We start from the raw sequence: 17,611 nt of genomic DNA, 5'->3' as shown, positions 1-17,611 counted from the left end.
GATGTGTCCTCCAAAATTTGTTGTTGAAACTATCTTAACAGAAAAGGAATCATCTGTATAATTGTAAAAAATTAGGCTTTGATATAGTTTGAAACTATATCTCTGTTTTAAACAAAAGAAAAAGACTTGAGACACATGCCTCAAATCCTTTGTGTAACTTGTTTTTTGCTGTATTTTAGTTAGACTGGTAAAACGTGTTATTAGTAATTCTTATAAGTGACTATGACTTGTTATTAAAAAAGACTATAGGTTGATCCCCTTCTCTCGGAGATTGTCCAGACACTCCTCATAGTAGGCATCGTCATGTTCGCTGTATATAGGACTGGTCAACTTTTCCTCTGCTAAATCTTCATAGATAGGGCAAGTCTTGCCACGGTAGTTCTTGTCCATCCACTCTGGACTGACCTTATAGCCTCGGTTAGCCATCTCCTCCATGATTAAGCGATGATAGGCATAGAGACGATAGGGCGAGTGAGTAAAGACATAGTCCACTGTCGCATGCTTTCTGCCCCAGCCATTGCCACGCAGGGCGCAACACTCTCGATGTTGCCCCAAGAGTTGAGGACGGGGAAGTTGTGAAATCAAAGCCTCATGCCAAAGTCTCATGACAATCTCCTTTCAGTAAAGTCGAATGTTGCAAGTAGGTATTGGGATAGCGATCAAGCAAGTCTCGAGTCTTAGTGATCAAGTCTTCCTTAGAAACCTGACCAAAGCGGTAGCGATCAAGCAAGAGCATGTAGTCCTTGCGCTCATCATCTGTCGCTTTCTTTTTAAAATAGCCCCAAATATGCTGAAAAGCATTGCAAACCTGACCCCTGTGTTCTGGAATCTGACAGGCACGGTCAATCATCTCTTGAACCATACTCACCTCCACCTCTTCATTCTTGAGATACTGACGAATCTCATTGTAAATATTGCTAGAATGACTCAAAACGAGGTATTTATTTCTAGCCCAGAGTTGTTGGCACTGGGATTTTTGATTAGTTGCTTCCATGTTTCTCCTTGTTTTCTATCAGTTTCCAGGAAATATGGAAACAAAGTTGCATCTAAAAAATTAGCGAATCAATGACTTCACATGACTGACTGTATGAATCTTTTTTCATCTTCTAAAAATTTCCTGACACTTAGGAAACAAAGTAATAATTTTCTTTTAATTCTCGGAAACGATCAAAACCGAGAATGCCCTCATTTTGTAATCTGCCTAAAACGACACTAGGATGAATATCTATCTCCTCAGAAAATCGAAGGATATCTGTCTTATCAAAGTTTCCTTTTTCTACAAAAGCTTGATAATCTTCTGGTCTAATCAAGAAATCCTTTGCAAACCGGTCTGCCTGTTCCTCAGAACGAAGATAGGACTCACTGTTTCCTTCATCAGATGAAAAATCATTTTCCAGAATGTGCCCAATCTCATGAAATAGTGAGAACCAAAAAATATCTGACGCTTTGTTTCGATCCGTAAGTAAAAGCAAGGCACTACCATTACTGAATTTTTTAGTCGCTCCATTTAGATTGGCATTTGGCAAAGCAGGTAGACCTACTAGGATCACACCACAGTCTAGCAAGATATCATACAAGCATTGAGGGAAAACTTCTGGATTTTGTCTTGTCAACTTTCTCAACACAGGCAGGCTTCTCTCTAGCTTTCTGCGATTTAACTTAGTTGTCGTTTTATCACGTGCTTTTTTAGATGCCAACTCCAGCATGATATTAGAGTTGACTATACTTTTAGTTGTAAACTCACGCGTATTCCGATAGCTGACTAAATGGTTAAAAGATGTAAGGTTTTCTAAACTTGCCACCCCTAGAATCTTGCGAAGCTCGACGATCTTTTCTTTCAAAGTATAGCGTTTGTCTGGAACGTAGCCTTCTTCCTTAAAATACTTGAAATCAATCATCTCACAGATGTCTTTCTCGCTACCTTCTTCTAGCTCTCTTTGTTCTACAATCTCTGCCACTTTTACATCGTAAGCATTTTGAAGATTGAGCCAAGTTTGCATGGAAACTCCGCTTAGCTTGGCAAGCTTATGAGCTGTTTCTTTACTAATGGACTCCTCAGCATTGACCAGCTTGCTGACAGTTTTTGCTGAAACCCCCAAACGCTCCGCAAATTCTTTCTGCGTTACGTTATACTCTTCAATCAACTCTTCAACATACTGACCTGGATGAAAAGCAATCAGGTCTTTGTATTCAACAATTTTATTACTCATAGTGATTGCTGACCTCCTCTATTTTTAGGATTTCGATTTCAACAGGACTTGGAAACACCTTTTCTAAATCCTCTTCACGAAATTCCACAATCAACCGATAGGAACTCTTTCGACCATCTATATCTAAAGCAAACTGTCCCTGTTTCTTTCCCTTTAGTTGGTGAAAGTGATACTTAGGAAAATCTTTCACACTAGCCAAAGAATCCACCGCTTCCAAAAAGTTGATCAACTGATGCAATTTTACAGCAATCTTATCCGAAAAATCTTTTTTCGCCTGTCTCAGCTCTGTGCACTGCTTTTTAACAGTTTTGTTTGTATAGATAAGCTTCATATGTCCCTTTCTGTTCAAATTAAATTACCTAATAGGTAATTTAATTATATCATCTTTAGAAAACAAAAACCAGCCAAAAGTTAATTTGGCTGGAATTTCAAATCAGATTGACGTATCTAACTCCTTCCCCCATCACCCTTCAAACTCTTTCAAAAACTTTTTGAGTTCAACATCGGCTTCTGGTGTGGTTCCGTGGAGTTGGTTCAGCATCTCGAGTAGGGAAGCGGTTTGGTTTTGGATTGCTTTATTTGTCGTATTAATCTTACTGACGATATCTGTCAGCGGTTCAACTTCTTCTTCCTCAAAGGTATCTACATAGCGAGGGATATTGAGGTTATAATCATTTTCGACAATTTCTTCATATCTTGCTAAATGGGCAAACTTGTCAATCTCCTCACGAGACTTGTAGGCCTCTAAAATCTTCTCGATATGAGCATCCGTCATGATATTCTGGTTTTTCCCTTTATCAAACTCCTTAGAGGCATCGATAAAGTAAACATCACGATTGGTACGGTTCTTTTTGAGAATGATGACCGTAGTCGGAATGCTAGTATTAAAGAAGATATTGGCAGGTAGACCGATAACCGTATCAATGGCTCCTTCTTCTAACAAGGCCTTACGAATGGTCCCCTCCGCATTTCCACGGAAAAGAACACCGTGGGGAAGAACGATAGCCATAACTCCATTATCCTGCTTGAGATGGTAGTAACCATGCAAGAGAAAGGCAAAATCAGCCTTGGACTGGGGAGCCAGTTTCCCAAAAGGAGAGAAACGAGGATCCGCCATAAAGCCAGAACTTGCGGACCACTTGGCAGAGTAGGGAGGATTCATGAGAACACCGTCAAAGTTGGTCGGCTCTTGAGTAGGCCAGTCTTCATCCAGTGTATCGGCATTGTGGAGGAATTGATTCTCAACAGGAACACCGTGTAGAATCATGTTCATCCGAGCCAAGTTATAGGTTGAGGTATTGAGCTCCTGCCCAAAGTAGACCACTGTCTGCGGTTTGTGAGAGTATTTCTTGGCATTGAGCAAGAGAGAGCCAGACCCCATAGTCGCATCATAGATGGTAAAGCCTAGCTGATCCTCACGACCCAAAAAGGCAATCTGGGTCATGAGCTTGGCAACAGGCTGAGGTGTATAGAACTCACCAGCCTTCTTACCTGAGTCAGTCGCAAACTGACCAATCAGATACTCATAAGCATCCCCCAGCATATCGCCAGCATGACCAGCTACATCTAGCACAGCCAACTCTTTCATAACTGCCGCCACCGTTTGGTTTTGCTTTTGCGGAGTTGCCCCTAACTTTTTGGAATAGAGATCAATATCTTCAAAGAGATTTTCATAGAGTTCGTCACTCTGCTCGATATCACGAAAACCCTGAGCCAAATCTTCCAACTGGAAAGTCCCCTCATTGACACGCGCTACCAGAGCCGTAAAGGTCAACTCAGGCTTGATACTATAGTTGAGTTCATCCTTCATAACTGCAAGAAGATCCTCATGGGTGCCCGCATCCTCATAGTAGTTACGATAGATCTCAAGAGCAGCCTCTAGACTCTCACTCCCCTCCTCCATAGTCTCCGCCACGAAAAAGAGCATCTTATCTGACAGATACTTATAAAAGACCATACCCAAAAGATAGGACTTATAGTCATTAGCATCCATCTTAGAGCGGAGAACATCCGCTGAGTTCCACAGGGCTTGGTAAAGCGACTGGGACGTTTGTGTTGTTTCCATAATGTTTCTTTCTTTTTTATAAATTTAAAAATCTATCTATTGCTTCAATAATTTCATTTCTAATTCTTCAAAATATTTTTGACGTAATTTTTTCTGTAAATCACTATCCAATGCAATACGTCTTAAAGCTTTATCTTTAAAGTTTGGAACTACTTCTGTATTTCCTCTGTAATCAATTATTTCTTTTTTTAGGTTACAAATCTTTAATATCCTTGAAAAATCAGATGAAGCCAAACTTGCTTCAACGATAGAAGTTATATTATCAACCGTTGAAGATACATCAAATTCATCTACTAAACTTTTAAAAAATTCTTCAACATCCTCTTTACTAGGTTTATTATTTTGAATACAGCTACCTTCCAAAAATTCATCGAGTCTTTTTTTCAAGGCAATACTTATTATTTTATCTTTCTTTTCTTTACAAGATTCAATGATACTTTGTTGAAGATTTTTAATTTTTTGTTGTTTTTCTTTGTCATCATCAAAATGTAAGCATGACTTCACGACTTCTTCATCAACAAGTATCATCTCTACTTCATTAAATGGAAGAACAAAAATACCCTGTTCTTTGTACACTTGAATACTACTTTTATCCATCCAATCATTATCTATAATTCCGTATGCTGTATTACCATGTAAAAGTTGTAAATTATTATAGGCTTTTGTATGCTGGATGACCTGTTTATGTCCTTGAACTGGTTTTACAAAACAAAAATCACTAAATAATTTGGAATAAATCTGATAGTCTATACTATTTTTAGTTCCTTCACAAAATAGTATTGGTTTCTTTGTACCTGATACTTCGGTTAATAATTTCAAAGGTAAATTTAGAGAATCATCTAATTTCTGGTATTCCAAGTTGTAAGGTGCTTCAAATTTCTTACACCATATATAAGTAGCATTTGTTCTTGATTGGACAAAATCCATATTATGCGAAGCAAAAATAAATTGACAATCATGTCGCTCTGATATTAGCAAATCCCATAATTCATTATAGACAGCTGCGTTTAGAAATGTTTCAGGTTCATCAACCACAATATAGCTATTTTCTGGAGCAAGAAGAACGTTACCAATATAAAATAATACACAGCGTTCCCCATCGCTAAGGCCATTTATACTATATTTATCTCCATTTCTTACAACTTCTAAAACTCTATCATCAGATTCAGGATAAAATGTTATTTCTGGGAAAATTTGATTCCATATTTGCTCCACTCTGTCCAATAAAGCAATGGACACCTCTCCTACTACCCTAGCATTATCAGTCATTACTTTTGCAAAATCTTTTACCCACAGTGTTATCAGTTTAGTAAAAGTGCCCGAAAAATCATCTTCAATCTGGTGAGTCTGTATTTCAATCGTGTCATATTTAATATTCACCTCTTTCAAATCTTGAATGTATTTTTCTTTAGTAATTCCATTACGATTGTGGGTATTAGACACAAAATACAATAGTTTTTGAGCAGGTAAGACATACATCTCATCTATACTATTCTTTCTTAATTCATTAATAAGACTAGTTTTCCCTGCTCCGTTAGCTCCTATAATAACAGTCGTAGAATCTATTTTAGCAATGAAAGAGAAAAGTTTAATTGCTTTAAAATCCTTTAAAATTTGAGGTAGATTTGTTTCATACGTATAAACATCACTACCATGACAACTAAATATATTTCTTAACCAATTCTCACGTAGTTTTTTATACTTTTCTGTCACATCACCAGATAAAAACTCATCATCTAATTCGTTATTAATCAAATCAATAAGAGATGAAAAATCATTATCTACTTGCTGATATTGATTCTCATATGCTTCTTTTTCATAATCAGCTAATTGACTAAAGATATCTTGAAGTCTTTTCTTTTCGGATTCTATATTTTCAATTAATTCTTTAATAGAGCTATACATGATTCCTCCTTAAATAAACATATCCTGTAAAAGTTTCTTTTTGAGTGTTTCTAGCTGAGAAATTTTTTCTTGGTGAGAGTTGATGAGGTTATCTAGGTTTGAGAAGTAAGTGCCGATGGCTTGTTGTTCAGGAAGAGATGGCACAGATATTGAAATATTCTCTAAGTATGTGTAATAAAGATTTGCTACACTTCCACCTTCAACTCGTTTGGCAAACTCTTTTTTCATTTTTGCATTAAAATAATATGCGATAAACAACGGATTGTTAGGTGTATTATATACGGAAATCATTTCACCAATTGCAACACCTTTCAGTGACAACCAACTACAATTTGCAAAATCTAATGGATTTTCACCAACCCGAGGTACTAATACCTCATTACCAGAACTCAATTTCAAATTTTCTTTAGGAATTGATGTGTACGAGTATATTTTATCTATTTTTGTGGAGAATTTTGTATACAACTCGCCATAACGTACACACGGTGTTGTTGCCTCATCAGTCACTGACCATTTCGGTGCACTTTTTCCATAATAGAAAGAGCCAAACTCTCCAATTGTTCCTTTCTCCCACTCATCTTCAAATCCATCTAAACGAATCTCAGGGACTGTCTGTCCAACTTTTGGAAACATCTTGGAGAGCATGGTCATCTTGAGAGATTGATAGTTGGCTAGATTATCTTTGTAGCTTACCAAAAGATCATCTAGGGTACGGAAGAGGGAGCCAATGGCGGATTGTTCTTCAATTTTAGGATGATACACTTTGTAGTTCCCAAGTTGTGGAGCTGTCAATTGAGGAACACCCGTAGATTCATTTAAAATTCTCATAGAATTAATCTGATTTTCAAGATAATCAACATCAATTTTTTCCGATTGAAGAGTCAGGAGTCTAACAATTGGAGTAAAATTTTCATGTCTTGCTACTGCATATCCAACATCTCCACGACCCGTAACAGTCACTGCAGGAGCTTTCACTTTATAATCTTCATAAAATCCAACGATTCCTTTGTTTGTCAAAGCATTTGCAATAACAGGATATTTTCCACTTTCCTTCAATTTTACTTTATCTACATCACCACCAGCAGATATTTTGACTATATCTGCAATTCTATCTTCTTCCCAAACACTATTAAATCTGTTAAATCTAATTTTGGGAATTTTTCTATTCTGATTTTTCATAATCACTTCTTTCTGACTGTTTTAACACGTTAGATTCATTCTTTATTTTCAACACTTTTTCACAATAAGCATCAAAATGATTATTAATAATATCAACTAAATCATTTTTTAAATCACTTGATCTCTTATCAATATCAGATTTCTTAAAATTATTTCTTCTAAAAACTTCATTAATGTAAAACTTTGACTCATCTTCTTCATGTAAGACTTTCTTTTTTTCTTCAAAATTTTCGTTTGAAATTTTTACATTTAAATCTCCATGTAATAAAGTTAAATTCCCTAAATTATTCTTGTTAGAATCTCCTGGTTCAAATTTACTTTGAGGTATAATATGTTCTAATTGCCAAATCAATTTACCTTTATGATCTAACTCTGTAAAATCGATTGTTCTATCATTATTTTTAAATTTCTCAATGCTAACAAGCAGAAAACGAGTGAAATGAACATGGTTCCCACTATAATAGTTAGTTCGAAATAACTGTTCATCCTCAATAAATTTCTGAATTATCTTTTGATAGTCACCCAATTTTAAATATTTATGTTTCTTGTCTTGTTCCATAAAATATTCCAGAAATCTATTACCAAACACATTTTGCAAACTATCCAACAATTTATCCATAATTTATTCCCTTATCTCCCAACCCTCAACGGCTCAATGACTTCCTCTACTAGCTGAGTATAGGCTTCCTTGATTTGTTTTTTATAGAGGAGAGGATTGAGGGCATCCGCCACCTCTAACTTATAGTCCTGATAGCGCTGGCTCTTAGTCAACTGGCTTTCTCCTAGTTGTTTTTTAGCTCCCTTACGGTAGTGTTCGACATAGTAACGGAGTTCATCTTCGCCGACATACCAGCGCTTGCTAAAGACTTGGATGTGTTGCTGGATGACCGCCTCGATCATCTGATCCAAGATATTTGCGATAGACTGACCACGATAGCTTTCTGGATAGTCTTGAACTTCTCTCCACAGTTCAGTGATGATCTGGGCAAGATTTGGATTGGTCTTCTCAAGACTCTGAATATAGTTATCCACGGCTTCCCTATCTTGAGCGCTTAGGTTCTTTTCTTGACTTTGACCTTGTTCAATCAGGCTTTGAATCAAGGTTAAGATATAGGCATAGTTGATCTCATCCACTTGGATAGACTCCAGTTCATAGTGGATATCAAGTGGTTCACCATCGTCATCATCCTCTACTCGGCTTTTTAATTCAGCAAGGACATTTCGATAAAGACCCAGATACCTTTCCAACTTTTCTCCATCAAGTCCTGTCTGACTGTAAAGCTCTTCCTCATCATACTCTTTATACACTCGGATAGAGGCTAGATATTTATCAAAGGATTGATAGGTTTTAGCTAGTTTCCTCAACTCAGGCGTAGAGACTTGCTCGAAATCTAGACCATTCACATAGTCATCAGTAGCAAGATTTTTGAAATCACTGCAACTCCTCAAAAAGTTTCTCTTCTCCTCTTCCCAACTCGGAGCTAGGACCTCGTTTTCACCACCATTTGAGTAGAGCTTGAGGGCATTATCTACGGCTTCCTTAAAGGCTAGGGGCTTTTGGAAGGTGATGATATGACCGTAGGTCTTACTGCTATCAAATATTCGATTGGTTCGACTAAAAGCCTGAATCAAGTCCTGCGGTTGCATAGACTTGCGGTCGATAAAGAGAGTTGACAGACAAGGGGCATCAAATCCTGTTAAGAGACGATTGACCACGATAACCAAGTCCAACTGTTCATTGCGATAGAGGTATTTGTCCTGCTTTCGAGCTAGGCGGTTATTGACATCCGTATTAAAGCCACGAAGATCCGCCATGGTAAAGTGGGTATCAAACTCTTGGTTGTAGTCCTCTAAGACTTGCTTCATGTGGTCTTGATTGGCTCTTGAGTCTTCTTCATTTTCTGTGACCGAGTAGGTGATGGTCGCCTTTGGAAAGTCAGGAAGGACCTGCTTAACCCTTTCCGATACCTTGACTCTCGTCTCCCCAGCCTTGACCCGTTTGAGGAGGTCGTAGTAGGCTTGGGCTTGAGGGATTGACTTGACAGTCAGGATAGCATTATAGGTCTTACCTACTCCCTTTTGGAAGCCTAGCTGTTGGCGGGATTTATTGATAATAGCATCCAAGACTTCCAACATATGCTCCTCATCCTCGTAGACAATATCTGGTATGTCCTTTTCGGATTTATCCGTGATGAGGGTATTGCGATAATCCACCTTAAAACCTAAAACTGCTCCATCATGGATAGCTTCCTTGACTGTATACTCATGGAGACGGTCACCGTACTGTTGCTGGGTGGTTTGAGCTAGGTCACCGACCTGCTGGCGTTTATTTTCCTTAAAGATAGGTGTGCCTGTAAAACCATACCAAAGCGACTGTGGGAAAAAGACCTTAATGTCTTTTTGTGTTTGAGGCGTTACGGCACGGTGGCATTCATCCACGACAAAGGCCACTCGAAGACCCTTGATTTTGTCCGCATCACGCTGGTAAAGTCCTTGCTCAAACTTACGCATCATGGTAGTAATTTTCTGGATGGTGGTCACCACGACACGCTTATCATTGCTTCCCAGTCGCTTGACTAAATCATGAGTATTATCCGTCTCATCAATATCAATGACATCATTGGTCGCATAGGAGAGAAAGGACGATGTAGTCTGTTGGTCCAAGTCCCTGCGGTCAACGACAAAAATCGTCTTTTGGATGGATGGAATCTGAAGGAGATTCCGCGCTACCTTATAGGAGGTCAAGGTCTTCCCTGAACCTGTCGTATGCCAGACATATCCTGATGCTTGCTGGCGAGAAGCTTCTTGCACTGCTTCGATGGCGTGGATCTGGTAAGGACGCAGAAGGATAAGAGCCTTCTTACTATCATCAAGAACAGAATACTGCATGACCATCTGATGAGCACGAGGTATGGAAAGGACTTCGTGGGCAAAGCTGGTCAAGCTCGTTATGGGTTGGTTGTCTTTATCCACCCACTTGGTTAGAAATTGCTTGTTGAGTTTATTTTCCCTAGCTGCAGCGATATAGCGTGTGTCTACTTTATTGGTCACAACAAACATCTGTAAGCTAGAGTAGATGCCACGGAACTTGCCTTCGCGGTCATACTTCTTGATTTGATGAAAGGCATCTAGAAAAGCAACTCTGGGACTTTTAAGCTCGATCTGAATCATTGGAAGGCCATTAATCAAGAGGGTCACATCTAGCCTGCGGTCTTGATCCTGAGGATTTATCTTATCTCTCTCAACTTGGTTGACAACCTCATAACTAGACTTACCAGCTGCGATATTGTCTCGCCAAATGACAGATAAACGGATAGTCCCCAAACTAGCATCTTCTCTCTGAACCTCAACCTTGGCAATGCCATTTTCGCCGACCAACCACTTGGCCGCATCATAGTAGCTAACAAAGTTCAGTTGATTCTTTATCTGGCATTTTTCCTGTTCTGTCAGGGGATGATCTGCCAATAGAGGCACATTGTTCTGGGCTAGCTTTTCAAAGAAGTTTTCCCATAATTGCTCTTCAGTTTTAAGGTCATCTCTGTAAGTCCATTGACTTTCCCCAGTTACCAGTTGGTTGATCAGTTGTTTTTCTATCTCCAGTTCTGGTTTTACCTGTATCATACTCTCTCCTTTGCTACTTGTCCACTCCCTATATTATAGCATGTTTAGCCTCAAATTCCATCACTCTTCCTCTTGCAAAAGCAATCTTCCCCCTTTCTCCTCTAAAATATGGTATAGTAGAAATATACTATCTATGAGGAGTTTACATGTCACAGGATAAACAAATGAAAGCTGTTTCTCCCCTTTTACAGCAAGTTATCAATATCTCATCGATTGTCGGTGGGGTTGGGAGTTTGATTTTCTGTATTTGGGCTTATCAGGCTGGGATTTTACAGTCTAAGGAAACCCTCTCTGCCTTTATCCAGCAGGCAGGTATCTGGGGGCCACCTCTCTTTATCTTTTTACAGATTTTACAGACGGTCGTCCCTATCATCCCAGGGGCCTTGACCTCGGTAGCAGGGGTCTTTATCTACGGACACATCATCGGGACTATCTACAACTATATTGGCATCGTGATTGGCTGTGCCATTATCTTTTATCTGGTGCGCCTCTATGGGGCTGCCTTTGTCCAGTCTGTCGTCAGCAAGCGCACCTATGACAAGTATATCGGCTGGTTGGACAAGGGCAATCGTTTTGACCGTTTCTTTATTTTTATGATGATTTGGCCGATTAGTCCAGCTGACTTTCTCTGTATGCTAGCTGCACTGACCAAGATGAGTTTTAAGCGCTATATGACCATCATCATTCTGACCAAACCCTTTACCTTGGTGGTTTATACCTACGGTCTGACCTATATTATTGACTTCTTCTGGCAAATGCTTTAACATGTAAAAAATCCGTTTGGTTTCCCAAGCGGATTTTGTGCTTTATTTTGAGACTTCTTTTGCAAGAACAAAGTTCCCAAGTGTGGCAGAACCATTTCCTGCGACTGCTGGCGTCACAATGTAGTCACGCACATCTGGTACTGGTAGGTAGCCATTAAGAAGAGCTGTGAATTTCTCACGGACACGGTCCAGCATGTGTTGTTGAGCCATGACTCCACCACCAAAGACAATCACGTCTGGGCGGAATGTCACTGTAGCATTAACCGCTGCTTGAGCAATGTAGTAGGCTTGAACATCCCAGACAGAGCTGTTGAGTTCAATATTTTCACCACGAATACCTGTACGAGCTTCGAGACTTGGTCCAGCCGCAAAGCCTTCCAAACATCCTTTGTGGAATGGACAAACACCGTTGAATTCTTTTTCAATATCCATTGGGTGTTTAGCCACATAGTAGTGTCCCATTTCAGGGTGACCCACACCACCGATAAACTCACCACGTTGGATAACACCAGCACCGATACCAGTACCGATTGTATAGTAAACCAAGTTTTCGATACGGCCACCAGCATTGTTACGGGCAACCACTTCACCATAGGCAGAACTGTTTACGTCTGTTGTGAAGTACATTGGCACGTTTAGGGCTCTACGAAGGGCACCAAGCAAGTCCACATTTGCCCAGTGAGGTTTTGGAGTTGTTGTGATAAAGCCATAAGTTTTTGAGTTTTTGTCAATATCAATCGGACCAAATGAACCAACTGCAAGGCCAGCAAGGTTATCGAATTTTGAAAAGAACTCGATGGTTTTATCGATTGTTTCGATTGGAGTTGTTGTTGGAAATTGTGTTTTTTCTACAACGTTAAAGTTTTCATCACCGACAGCACAGACAAACTTTGTACCGCCCGCTTCCAAGCTTCCATATAATTTTGTCATGATAAACCTCTTGTTTTTATTTTCTTTATTATAGCATATTTTAAAAATCTAAGTTTCTCAATTTTTTAGATTTTTCTCTGTAAATCTTACCATTCAAGCAAAAACGAACAAACATGTCATTTGTTCGTTTTCATTTTGAGAGGGAATGTAGTACTCAATGAAAATCAAAGAGCAAACTAGGAAGCTAGCCGAAGGCTGTACTTGAGTACGGCAAGGCGAAGCTGACACGGTTTGAATTTGATTTTCGAAGAGTATTAGGCTTTCACTTCGATAAGAGCATCATCCTTCGCAACTGAACCTGTTGCGATTGGAGCTACTGAAGAGAAGTCAGCTGTGTTTGTAACAATAACCATTGTTGTATCATCAAGACCAGCTGCGGCGATTTTGTTTGAGTCAAATGTTCCAAGAACATCGCCAGCTTTTACCTTGTCACCTTGAGCAACTTTTTGTTCGAAACCTTCACCGTTCATTGTTACAGTGTCGATACCAACGTGGATCAAGACTTCAGCACCATTAGTTGTTTTCAAACCAAAGGCGTGACCTGTCGCAAAGGCGATTGAAACTTCAGCATCAGCTGGTGCATAAACCACACCTTGGCTAGGTTTCACAGCGATACCTTGTCCCATAGCTCCACTTGAGAAGACTGGGTCATTGACATCAGCAAGAGCTACAACGTCACCAACGATAGGAGTTACAAGTGTTTCATTTTGAAGAGCTGCTGGAATGTTACCAGTTGTTTCTTCTTGGACCAAACGTTCTGTCTCTACTTCAGTAGCAACTTCTTTTTCATCCTCATAACCAAACATATAAGTAAGAGCAAAACCAAGAACGAATGATACAGCTACCATAAGAAGGTATTGTGCAAGTTGTCCGTTACCGATGTAAAGCATTGTACCAGGGATGATGGTGATACCATTACCAGTACCTGCAAGTCCAAGGATAGAAGCCAATCCACCACCGATTGCACCAGCAATCAATGAAAGGAAGAATGGTTTACGGAAGCGCAAGTTAACCCCGAAAATAGCAGGCTCTGTAATACCTAGGAAGGCAGAAAGAGCAGCTGGGAAAGCAAGTGTTTTTAGTTTTGGATTTTTAGTTTTAACACCAACCGCAACAGTCGCAGCACCTTGAGCTGTCATAGCAGCTGTGATGATCGCGTTGAATGGGTTAGCATGGTCAGCAGCAAGCAATTGAACTTCAAGCAAGTTGAAGATGTGGTGCACACCTGACACAACGATCAATTGGTGAACCCCACCAATCAAGAAACCACCAAGACCAAATGGCAAGCTGAGGATCGCTTTTGTAGCGATAAGGATGTAGTTTTCAACGACGTGGAAGACCGGTCCAATGACAAAGAGTCCAAGGATAGACATGACCAAAAGTGTAACAAATGGCGTTACCAAGAGGTCAATGACATCTGGAACAACCTTGCGGACAGCTTTTTCAAATTTAGCTCCGACAACCCCGATGATGAAGGCTGGAAGAACAGAACCTTGCAAACCAACAACAGGGATGAAACCAAAGAAGTTCATAGCTGTTACTTCACCACCTGAAGCGACTGCCCAAGCGTTTGGAAGCGAGCCAGAAACAAGCATCATACCAAGAACGATACCAACGGCTGGATTTCCACCGAATACACGGAAGGTTGACCACACAACCAAACCTGGCAAGATGATAAAGGCTGTATCTGTCAAGATTTGCGTGTAAGTTGTCACGTCAGCTGGAAGTGTCATTCCAAGAGCAGTCAATAGACCACGTACACCCATGAAAAGACCTGTTGCTACGATAACTGGGATGATTGGAACGAAAACGTCACCGAAAGTACGGATAGCACGTTGGAACCAGTTCCCTTGTTTGGCAGCTTCTGCTTTCATATCATCTTTAGATGATGTTGGCAAACCAAGTGCAACAACTTCATCGTACATTTTGTTAACTGTACCTGTACCAAAGATGATTTGGTATTGACCTGAGTTAAAGAAAGCACCTTGAACTTTTTCCAAGTTCTCAATCACTTCTTTATTGATTTTTCCTTCATCTTTGACCATGACACGAAGACGAGTCGCACAGTGGGCAACACTGTTGACATTTTCACGTCCGCCCAAGGCATCGATGACTTTTTTTGCAATTTCCTGATTGTTCATTTGCAAAAATCTCCTTATTATAGAATTTTGTTATTGTTTGAAAGCGATTTTATTCGCCCTACGACTTTTATTTTATCATGTTTCAAAAATATGTCAAGCGTTTTGCAGAAAAAATATTTGTTTCTTAGAGTAAGGTCCTTTGTTTTGATATATTGTGAGAGTTTTATGAAAGTGTTCTTTAAAAAAATAGTTTAAAATCTGAGTTAAAAAGGATTTTATTTCACTTTCTTTCAATTTTCTGCAGATAGATGATTGATTTCCTGCTTTTGATTTATGATAAACGTTTGGCAGTTTTTTCTCTTTTTTAACATAAAAGGCTTGCATTTTTAATCGAAAACGGTTACTATTAAAAGTGATAAGATTTTTGGAGGAATGAATGAATGGAATGGACAACTGAGCGTCGTTATAGACCCTATGAAGATTGGACGCAAGAAGAAATTCAAAATATAAAGAAAAATATGGCACAATCTCCATGGCATACTCATTACCATGTTGAGCCAAAAACAGGACTTCTCAACGACCCAAATGGCTTTTCTTACTTTGATGGCAAGTGGATCCTCTTTTACCAGAATTTTCCTTTTGGTGCAGCCCACGGTTTAAAATCTTGGGCACAGCTAGAAAGTGATGATTTGATTCACTTTAAAGAAACTGGAATCAAAGTTTTACCAGATACTCCATTAGATAGCCACGGTGCCTACTCTGGTTCTGCCATGCAGTTTGGCGATAACTTGTTCCTATTTTATACAGGAAATGTCCGCGATGAAAACTGGATCCGTCACCCGTACCAAATCGGTGCTTTGATGGACAAGGATGGCAAGATTACGAAGATTGACAAGATCTTGATCGACCAGCCAGCAGACTCTACTGACCACTTCCGCGATCCGCAAATTTTTAATTTTAAAGGTCAATACTATGCCATCGTCGGTGGACAAGATTTGGAGAAAAAAGGCTTCGTTCGTCTCTACAAAGCTATTGACAACGACTACACAAACTGGCAAGCTGTTGGCGACCTTGACTTTGCTAACGACCGCACTGCCTATATGATGGAATGCCCAAATCTGATCTTTGTAGGGGAGCAACCTGTCCTTCTTTACTGCCCACAAGGATTGGATAAGAAAGTTCTAGATTACGATAATATCTATCCAAATATGTATAAGATTGGGGCTTCCTTTGACCCTGAAAATGCCAAAATGGTAGATGTGTCTCAACTTCAAAACATGGACTATGGTTTCGAAGCCTATGCAACTCAAGCCTTCAACTCTCCTGATGGACGTGCTCTAGCTGTTAGCTGGCTTGGTTTGCCAGATGTTTCTTACCCTTCTGATCGTTTTGACCACCAAGGAACCTTCTCTTTGGTCAAAGAACTCACTATCAAAGACGGTAAACTCTACCAATACCCAGTCGCAGCTGTCAAGGACCTTCGTGCTTCTGAAGAAGCCTTCTCAAATCGTGCCCAAACCAATAACACTTACGAACTTGAACTCAACTTGGAAGCCAATAGCCAGAGCGAGATTGTCTTACTTGCTGATAAAGAAGGCAAGGGACTTTCAATCAACTTTGACCTTGTAAATGGTCAAGTGACAGTGGATCGTAGCCAAGCTGGTGAACAGTACGCTCAAGAATTTGGGACAACTCGTTCTTGCCCAATCGATAACCAGGCTACTACTGCTACAATCTTCATCGATAACTCTGTCTTTGAAATTTTCATCAATAAAGGAGAAAAAGTATTTTCTGGTCGTGTCTTCCCACATGCGGACCAAAATGGTATCCTGATCAAATCTGGAAACCCAACTGGAACTTACTATGAATTAGATTATGGTCGCAAAACTAACTGATGTCGCCAAACTTGCAGGCGTCAGCCCTACTACCGTTTCTCGGGTTATCAATAAAAAAGGCTATTTATCAGAGAAAACTATTCAAAAGGTCAATGAAGCCATGCGGGAATTGGGCTATAAACCCAACAACCTAGCTCGTAGTCTGCAAGGAAAATCGGCTAAATTAATCGGCTTGATTTTCCCAAATATTTCCAACGTTTTCTACGCAGAATTGATTGATAAGCTGGAACACCAACTCTTCAAAAATGGTTATAAGACCATCATCTGCAACAGTGAGCATGATTCTGAAAAAGAACGCGAGTACATCGAAATGCTGGAAGCCAATCAGGTGGACGGTATCATTTCTGGTAGTCACAACTTAGGAATTGAAGACTACAATCGTGTGACAGCACCGATTATTTCCTTTGACCGAAACCTATCGCCAGACATTCCAGTCGTTTCCTCTGACAACTACGCTGGTGGGGTTCTTGCTGCCCAGACCTTAGTCAAGACAGGCGCCCAGTCTATCATCATGATTACAGGAAATGACAATTCTAACTCGCCAACTGGACTACGCCACGCTGGCTTTGCATCTGTTCTCCCCAAAGCACCTATTATCAATGTTTCCAGTGACTTTTCTCCTGTCAGAAAAGAAATGGAAATCAAGAATATCTTGACTCGACAAAAGCCAGATGCCATTTTTGCTTCAGATGATTTGACAGCTATTCTGGTCATTAAAATTGCTCAAGAACTAGGCATTTCTGTTCCTGAAGAGCTCAAAGTCATCGGCTACGATGGGACCTATTTTATCGAGAACTACTACCCTCATTTGACAACAATTAAGCAACCTTTGCAAGAGATTGCCTGCCTCACTGTTGATCTTCTCTTGCAGAAGATCGAAGGTAAGGAAGTTGCGACAACAGGCTACTTCTTACCAGTTACCCTATTACCTGGAAAAAGTATTTAATACTCAATGAAAATC

General features: G+C 39.8%; 14 protein-coding genes. 3 read left to right on the top strand and 11 right to left on the bottom strand.

The window, feature by feature from the left end:
- Window positions 1-243 precede the first annotated feature (243 nt).
- The 9 genes from NMM17_RS03950 to NMM17_RS03910 all read right to left on the bottom strand — a co-directional run bounded on the left by NMM17_RS03950 (window position 244) and on the right by NMM17_RS03910 (window position 10,980).
- Entirely contained in the window at window positions 244-606 is a 363-nt protein-coding gene (locus NMM17_RS03950) for a TIGR02328 family protein (protein ID WP_001241801.1), read from the bottom strand.
- The gene (locus NMM17_RS03945) at window positions 590-994 is read right to left on the bottom strand and encodes a YbgA family protein (protein ID WP_254753873.1); all 405 of its coding nucleotides are present in this window, start codon (window positions 992-994) and stop codon (window positions 590-592) included. Before NMM17_RS03945 ends, NMM17_RS03950 begins: the two co-directional genes overlap by 17 nt.
- Before the next feature lie 130 nt (window positions 995-1,124).
- Window positions 1,125-2,210 (bottom strand): HigA family addiction module antitoxin, encoded by a 1,086-nt coding sequence (locus tag NMM17_RS03940; RefSeq protein WP_254753872.1) that lies wholly within the window; start codon window positions 2,208-2,210, stop codon window positions 1,125-1,127.
- Entirely contained in the window at window positions 2,203-2,541 is a 339-nt protein-coding gene (locus NMM17_RS03935) for a type II toxin-antitoxin system RelE/ParE family toxin (protein ID WP_254753871.1), read from the bottom strand. The genes NMM17_RS03940 and NMM17_RS03935 overlap by 8 nt, the downstream gene beginning before the upstream one ends.
- A gap of 132 nt (window positions 2,542-2,673) precedes the next feature.
- A complete protein-coding gene (locus NMM17_RS03930; RefSeq protein WP_254753870.1) occupies window positions 2,674-4,275 on the bottom strand; it encodes a type I restriction-modification system subunit M in 1,602 nt (533 codons plus the stop codon).
- A gap of 36 nt (window positions 4,276-4,311) precedes the next feature.
- Entirely contained in the window at window positions 4,312-6,180 is a 1,869-nt protein-coding gene (locus tag NMM17_RS03925) for an AAA family ATPase (protein ID WP_254753869.1), read from the bottom strand.
- 9 nt (window positions 6,181-6,189) lie between these two features.
- Window positions 6,190-7,359, bottom strand: a complete 1,170-nt coding sequence (locus NMM17_RS03920; protein WP_254753868.1) for a restriction endonuclease subunit S — start codon at window positions 7,357-7,359, stop codon at window positions 6,190-6,192.
- Window positions 7,343-7,978 (bottom strand): HNH endonuclease family protein, encoded by a 636-nt coding sequence (locus NMM17_RS03915; RefSeq protein ID WP_254753867.1) that lies wholly within the window; start codon window positions 7,976-7,978, stop codon window positions 7,343-7,345. The genes NMM17_RS03920 and NMM17_RS03915 overlap by 17 nt, the downstream gene beginning before the upstream one ends.
- Before the next feature lie 11 nt (window positions 7,979-7,989).
- A complete protein-coding gene (locus NMM17_RS03910; RefSeq protein WP_254753866.1) occupies window positions 7,990-10,980 on the bottom strand; it encodes a type I restriction endonuclease subunit R in 2,991 nt (996 codons plus the stop codon).
- Between the two features lie 146 nt (window positions 10,981-11,126).
- On the opposite strand from NMM17_RS03910, the gene NMM17_RS03905 reads away from it, so the two are divergent.
- Window positions 11,127-11,744, top strand: a complete 618-nt coding sequence (locus NMM17_RS03905; RefSeq protein ID WP_000076168.1) for a TVP38/TMEM64 family protein — start codon at window positions 11,127-11,129, stop codon at window positions 11,742-11,744.
- Window positions 11,745-11,786: 42 nt separating this feature from the next.
- On the opposite strand, the gene scrK is transcribed toward NMM17_RS03905, so the two are convergent.
- Complete coding sequence (gene scrK / locus NMM17_RS03900) at window positions 11,787-12,674, bottom strand: fructokinase ScrK (RefSeq protein ID WP_033685440.1); 888 nt, start codon at window positions 12,672-12,674, stop codon at window positions 11,787-11,789.
- Window positions 12,675-12,928: 254 nt separating this feature from the next.
- Complete coding sequence (locus tag NMM17_RS03895) at window positions 12,929-14,815, bottom strand: sucrose-specific PTS transporter subunit IIBC (RefSeq protein ID WP_254753865.1); 1,887 nt, start codon at window positions 14,813-14,815, stop codon at window positions 12,929-12,931.
- Between the two features lie 380 nt (window positions 14,816-15,195).
- Here NMM17_RS03895 and NMM17_RS03890 point away from each other — a divergent pair, with 380 nt between their 5' ends.
- Complete coding sequence (locus NMM17_RS03890; RefSeq protein ID WP_254753864.1) at window positions 15,196-16,650, top strand: sucrose-6-phosphate hydrolase; 1,455 nt, start codon at window positions 15,196-15,198, stop codon at window positions 16,648-16,650.
- Window positions 16,631-17,596 carry a LacI family DNA-binding transcriptional regulator gene (locus tag NMM17_RS03885; protein ID WP_000226006.1) on the top strand — a complete coding sequence of 322 codons (966 nt, stop codon included), beginning with the start codon at window positions 16,631-16,633 and terminating at the stop codon, window positions 17,594-17,596. The genes NMM17_RS03890 and NMM17_RS03885 overlap by 20 nt, the downstream gene beginning before the upstream one ends.
- Window positions 17,597-17,611 lie beyond the last annotated feature (15 nt).

Origin of the sequence: Streptococcus sp. CF7_Ac1-12, assembly GCF_024295905.1 — a bacterium.
GTDB lineage: Bacteria > Bacillota > Bacilli > Lactobacillales > Streptococcaceae > Streptococcus > Streptococcus mitis_AP.
The sequence above is the reverse complement of the archived record's forward strand: the minus strand, read 5'-3'. Positions and strand labels throughout refer to the sequence as shown.

What these genes read in the sequence shown, in the direction of transcription:
- NMM17_RS03935 (WP_254753871.1), bottom strand. Translation starts at nt 2,541, where the DNA reads ATGAAGCTTATCTATACAAACAAAACTGTTAAAAAGCAGTGCACAGAG.
- NMM17_RS03925 (WP_254753869.1), bottom strand. Translation starts at nt 6,180, where the DNA reads ATGTATAGCTCTATTAAAGAATTAATTGAAAATATAGAATCCGAAAAG.
- NMM17_RS03930 (WP_254753870.1), bottom strand. Translation starts at nt 4,275, where the DNA reads ATGGAAACAACACAAACGTCCCAGTCGCTTTACCAAGCCCTGTGGAAC.
- NMM17_RS03920 (WP_254753868.1), bottom strand. Translation starts at nt 7,359, where the DNA reads ATGAAAAATCAGAATAGAAAAATTCCCAAAATTAGATTTAACAGATTT.
- NMM17_RS03910 (WP_254753866.1), bottom strand. Translation starts at nt 10,980, where the DNA reads ATGATACAGGTAAAACCAGAACTGGAGATAGAAAAACAACTGATCAAC.
- NMM17_RS03940 (WP_254753872.1), bottom strand. Translation starts at nt 2,210, where the DNA reads ATGAGTAATAAAATTGTTGAATACAAAGACCTGATTGCTTTTCATCCA.
- NMM17_RS03905 (WP_000076168.1), top strand. Translation starts at nt 11,127, where the DNA reads ATGTCACAGGATAAACAAATGAAAGCTGTTTCTCCCCTTTTACAGCAA.
- NMM17_RS03885 (WP_000226006.1), top strand. Translation starts at nt 16,631, where the DNA reads ATGGTCGCAAAACTAACTGATGTCGCCAAACTTGCAGGCGTCAGCCCT.
- NMM17_RS03890 (WP_254753864.1), top strand. Translation starts at nt 15,196, where the DNA reads ATGGAATGGACAACTGAGCGTCGTTATAGACCCTATGAAGATTGGACG.
- NMM17_RS03915 (WP_254753867.1), bottom strand. Translation starts at nt 7,978, where the DNA reads ATGGATAAATTGTTGGATAGTTTGCAAAATGTGTTTGGTAATAGATTT.
- NMM17_RS03945 (WP_254753873.1), bottom strand. Translation starts at nt 994, where the DNA reads ATGGAAGCAACTAATCAAAAATCCCAGTGCCAACAACTCTGGGCTAGA.
- NMM17_RS03895 (WP_254753865.1), bottom strand. Translation starts at nt 14,815, where the DNA reads ATGAACAATCAGGAAATTGCAAAAAAAGTCATCGATGCCTTGGGCGGA.
- scrK (WP_033685440.1), bottom strand. Translation starts at nt 12,674, where the DNA reads ATGACAAAATTATATGGAAGCTTGGAAGCGGGCGGTACAAAGTTTGTC.
- NMM17_RS03950 (WP_001241801.1), bottom strand. Translation starts at nt 606, where the DNA reads ATGAGACTTTGGCATGAGGCTTTGATTTCACAACTTCCCCGTCCTCAA.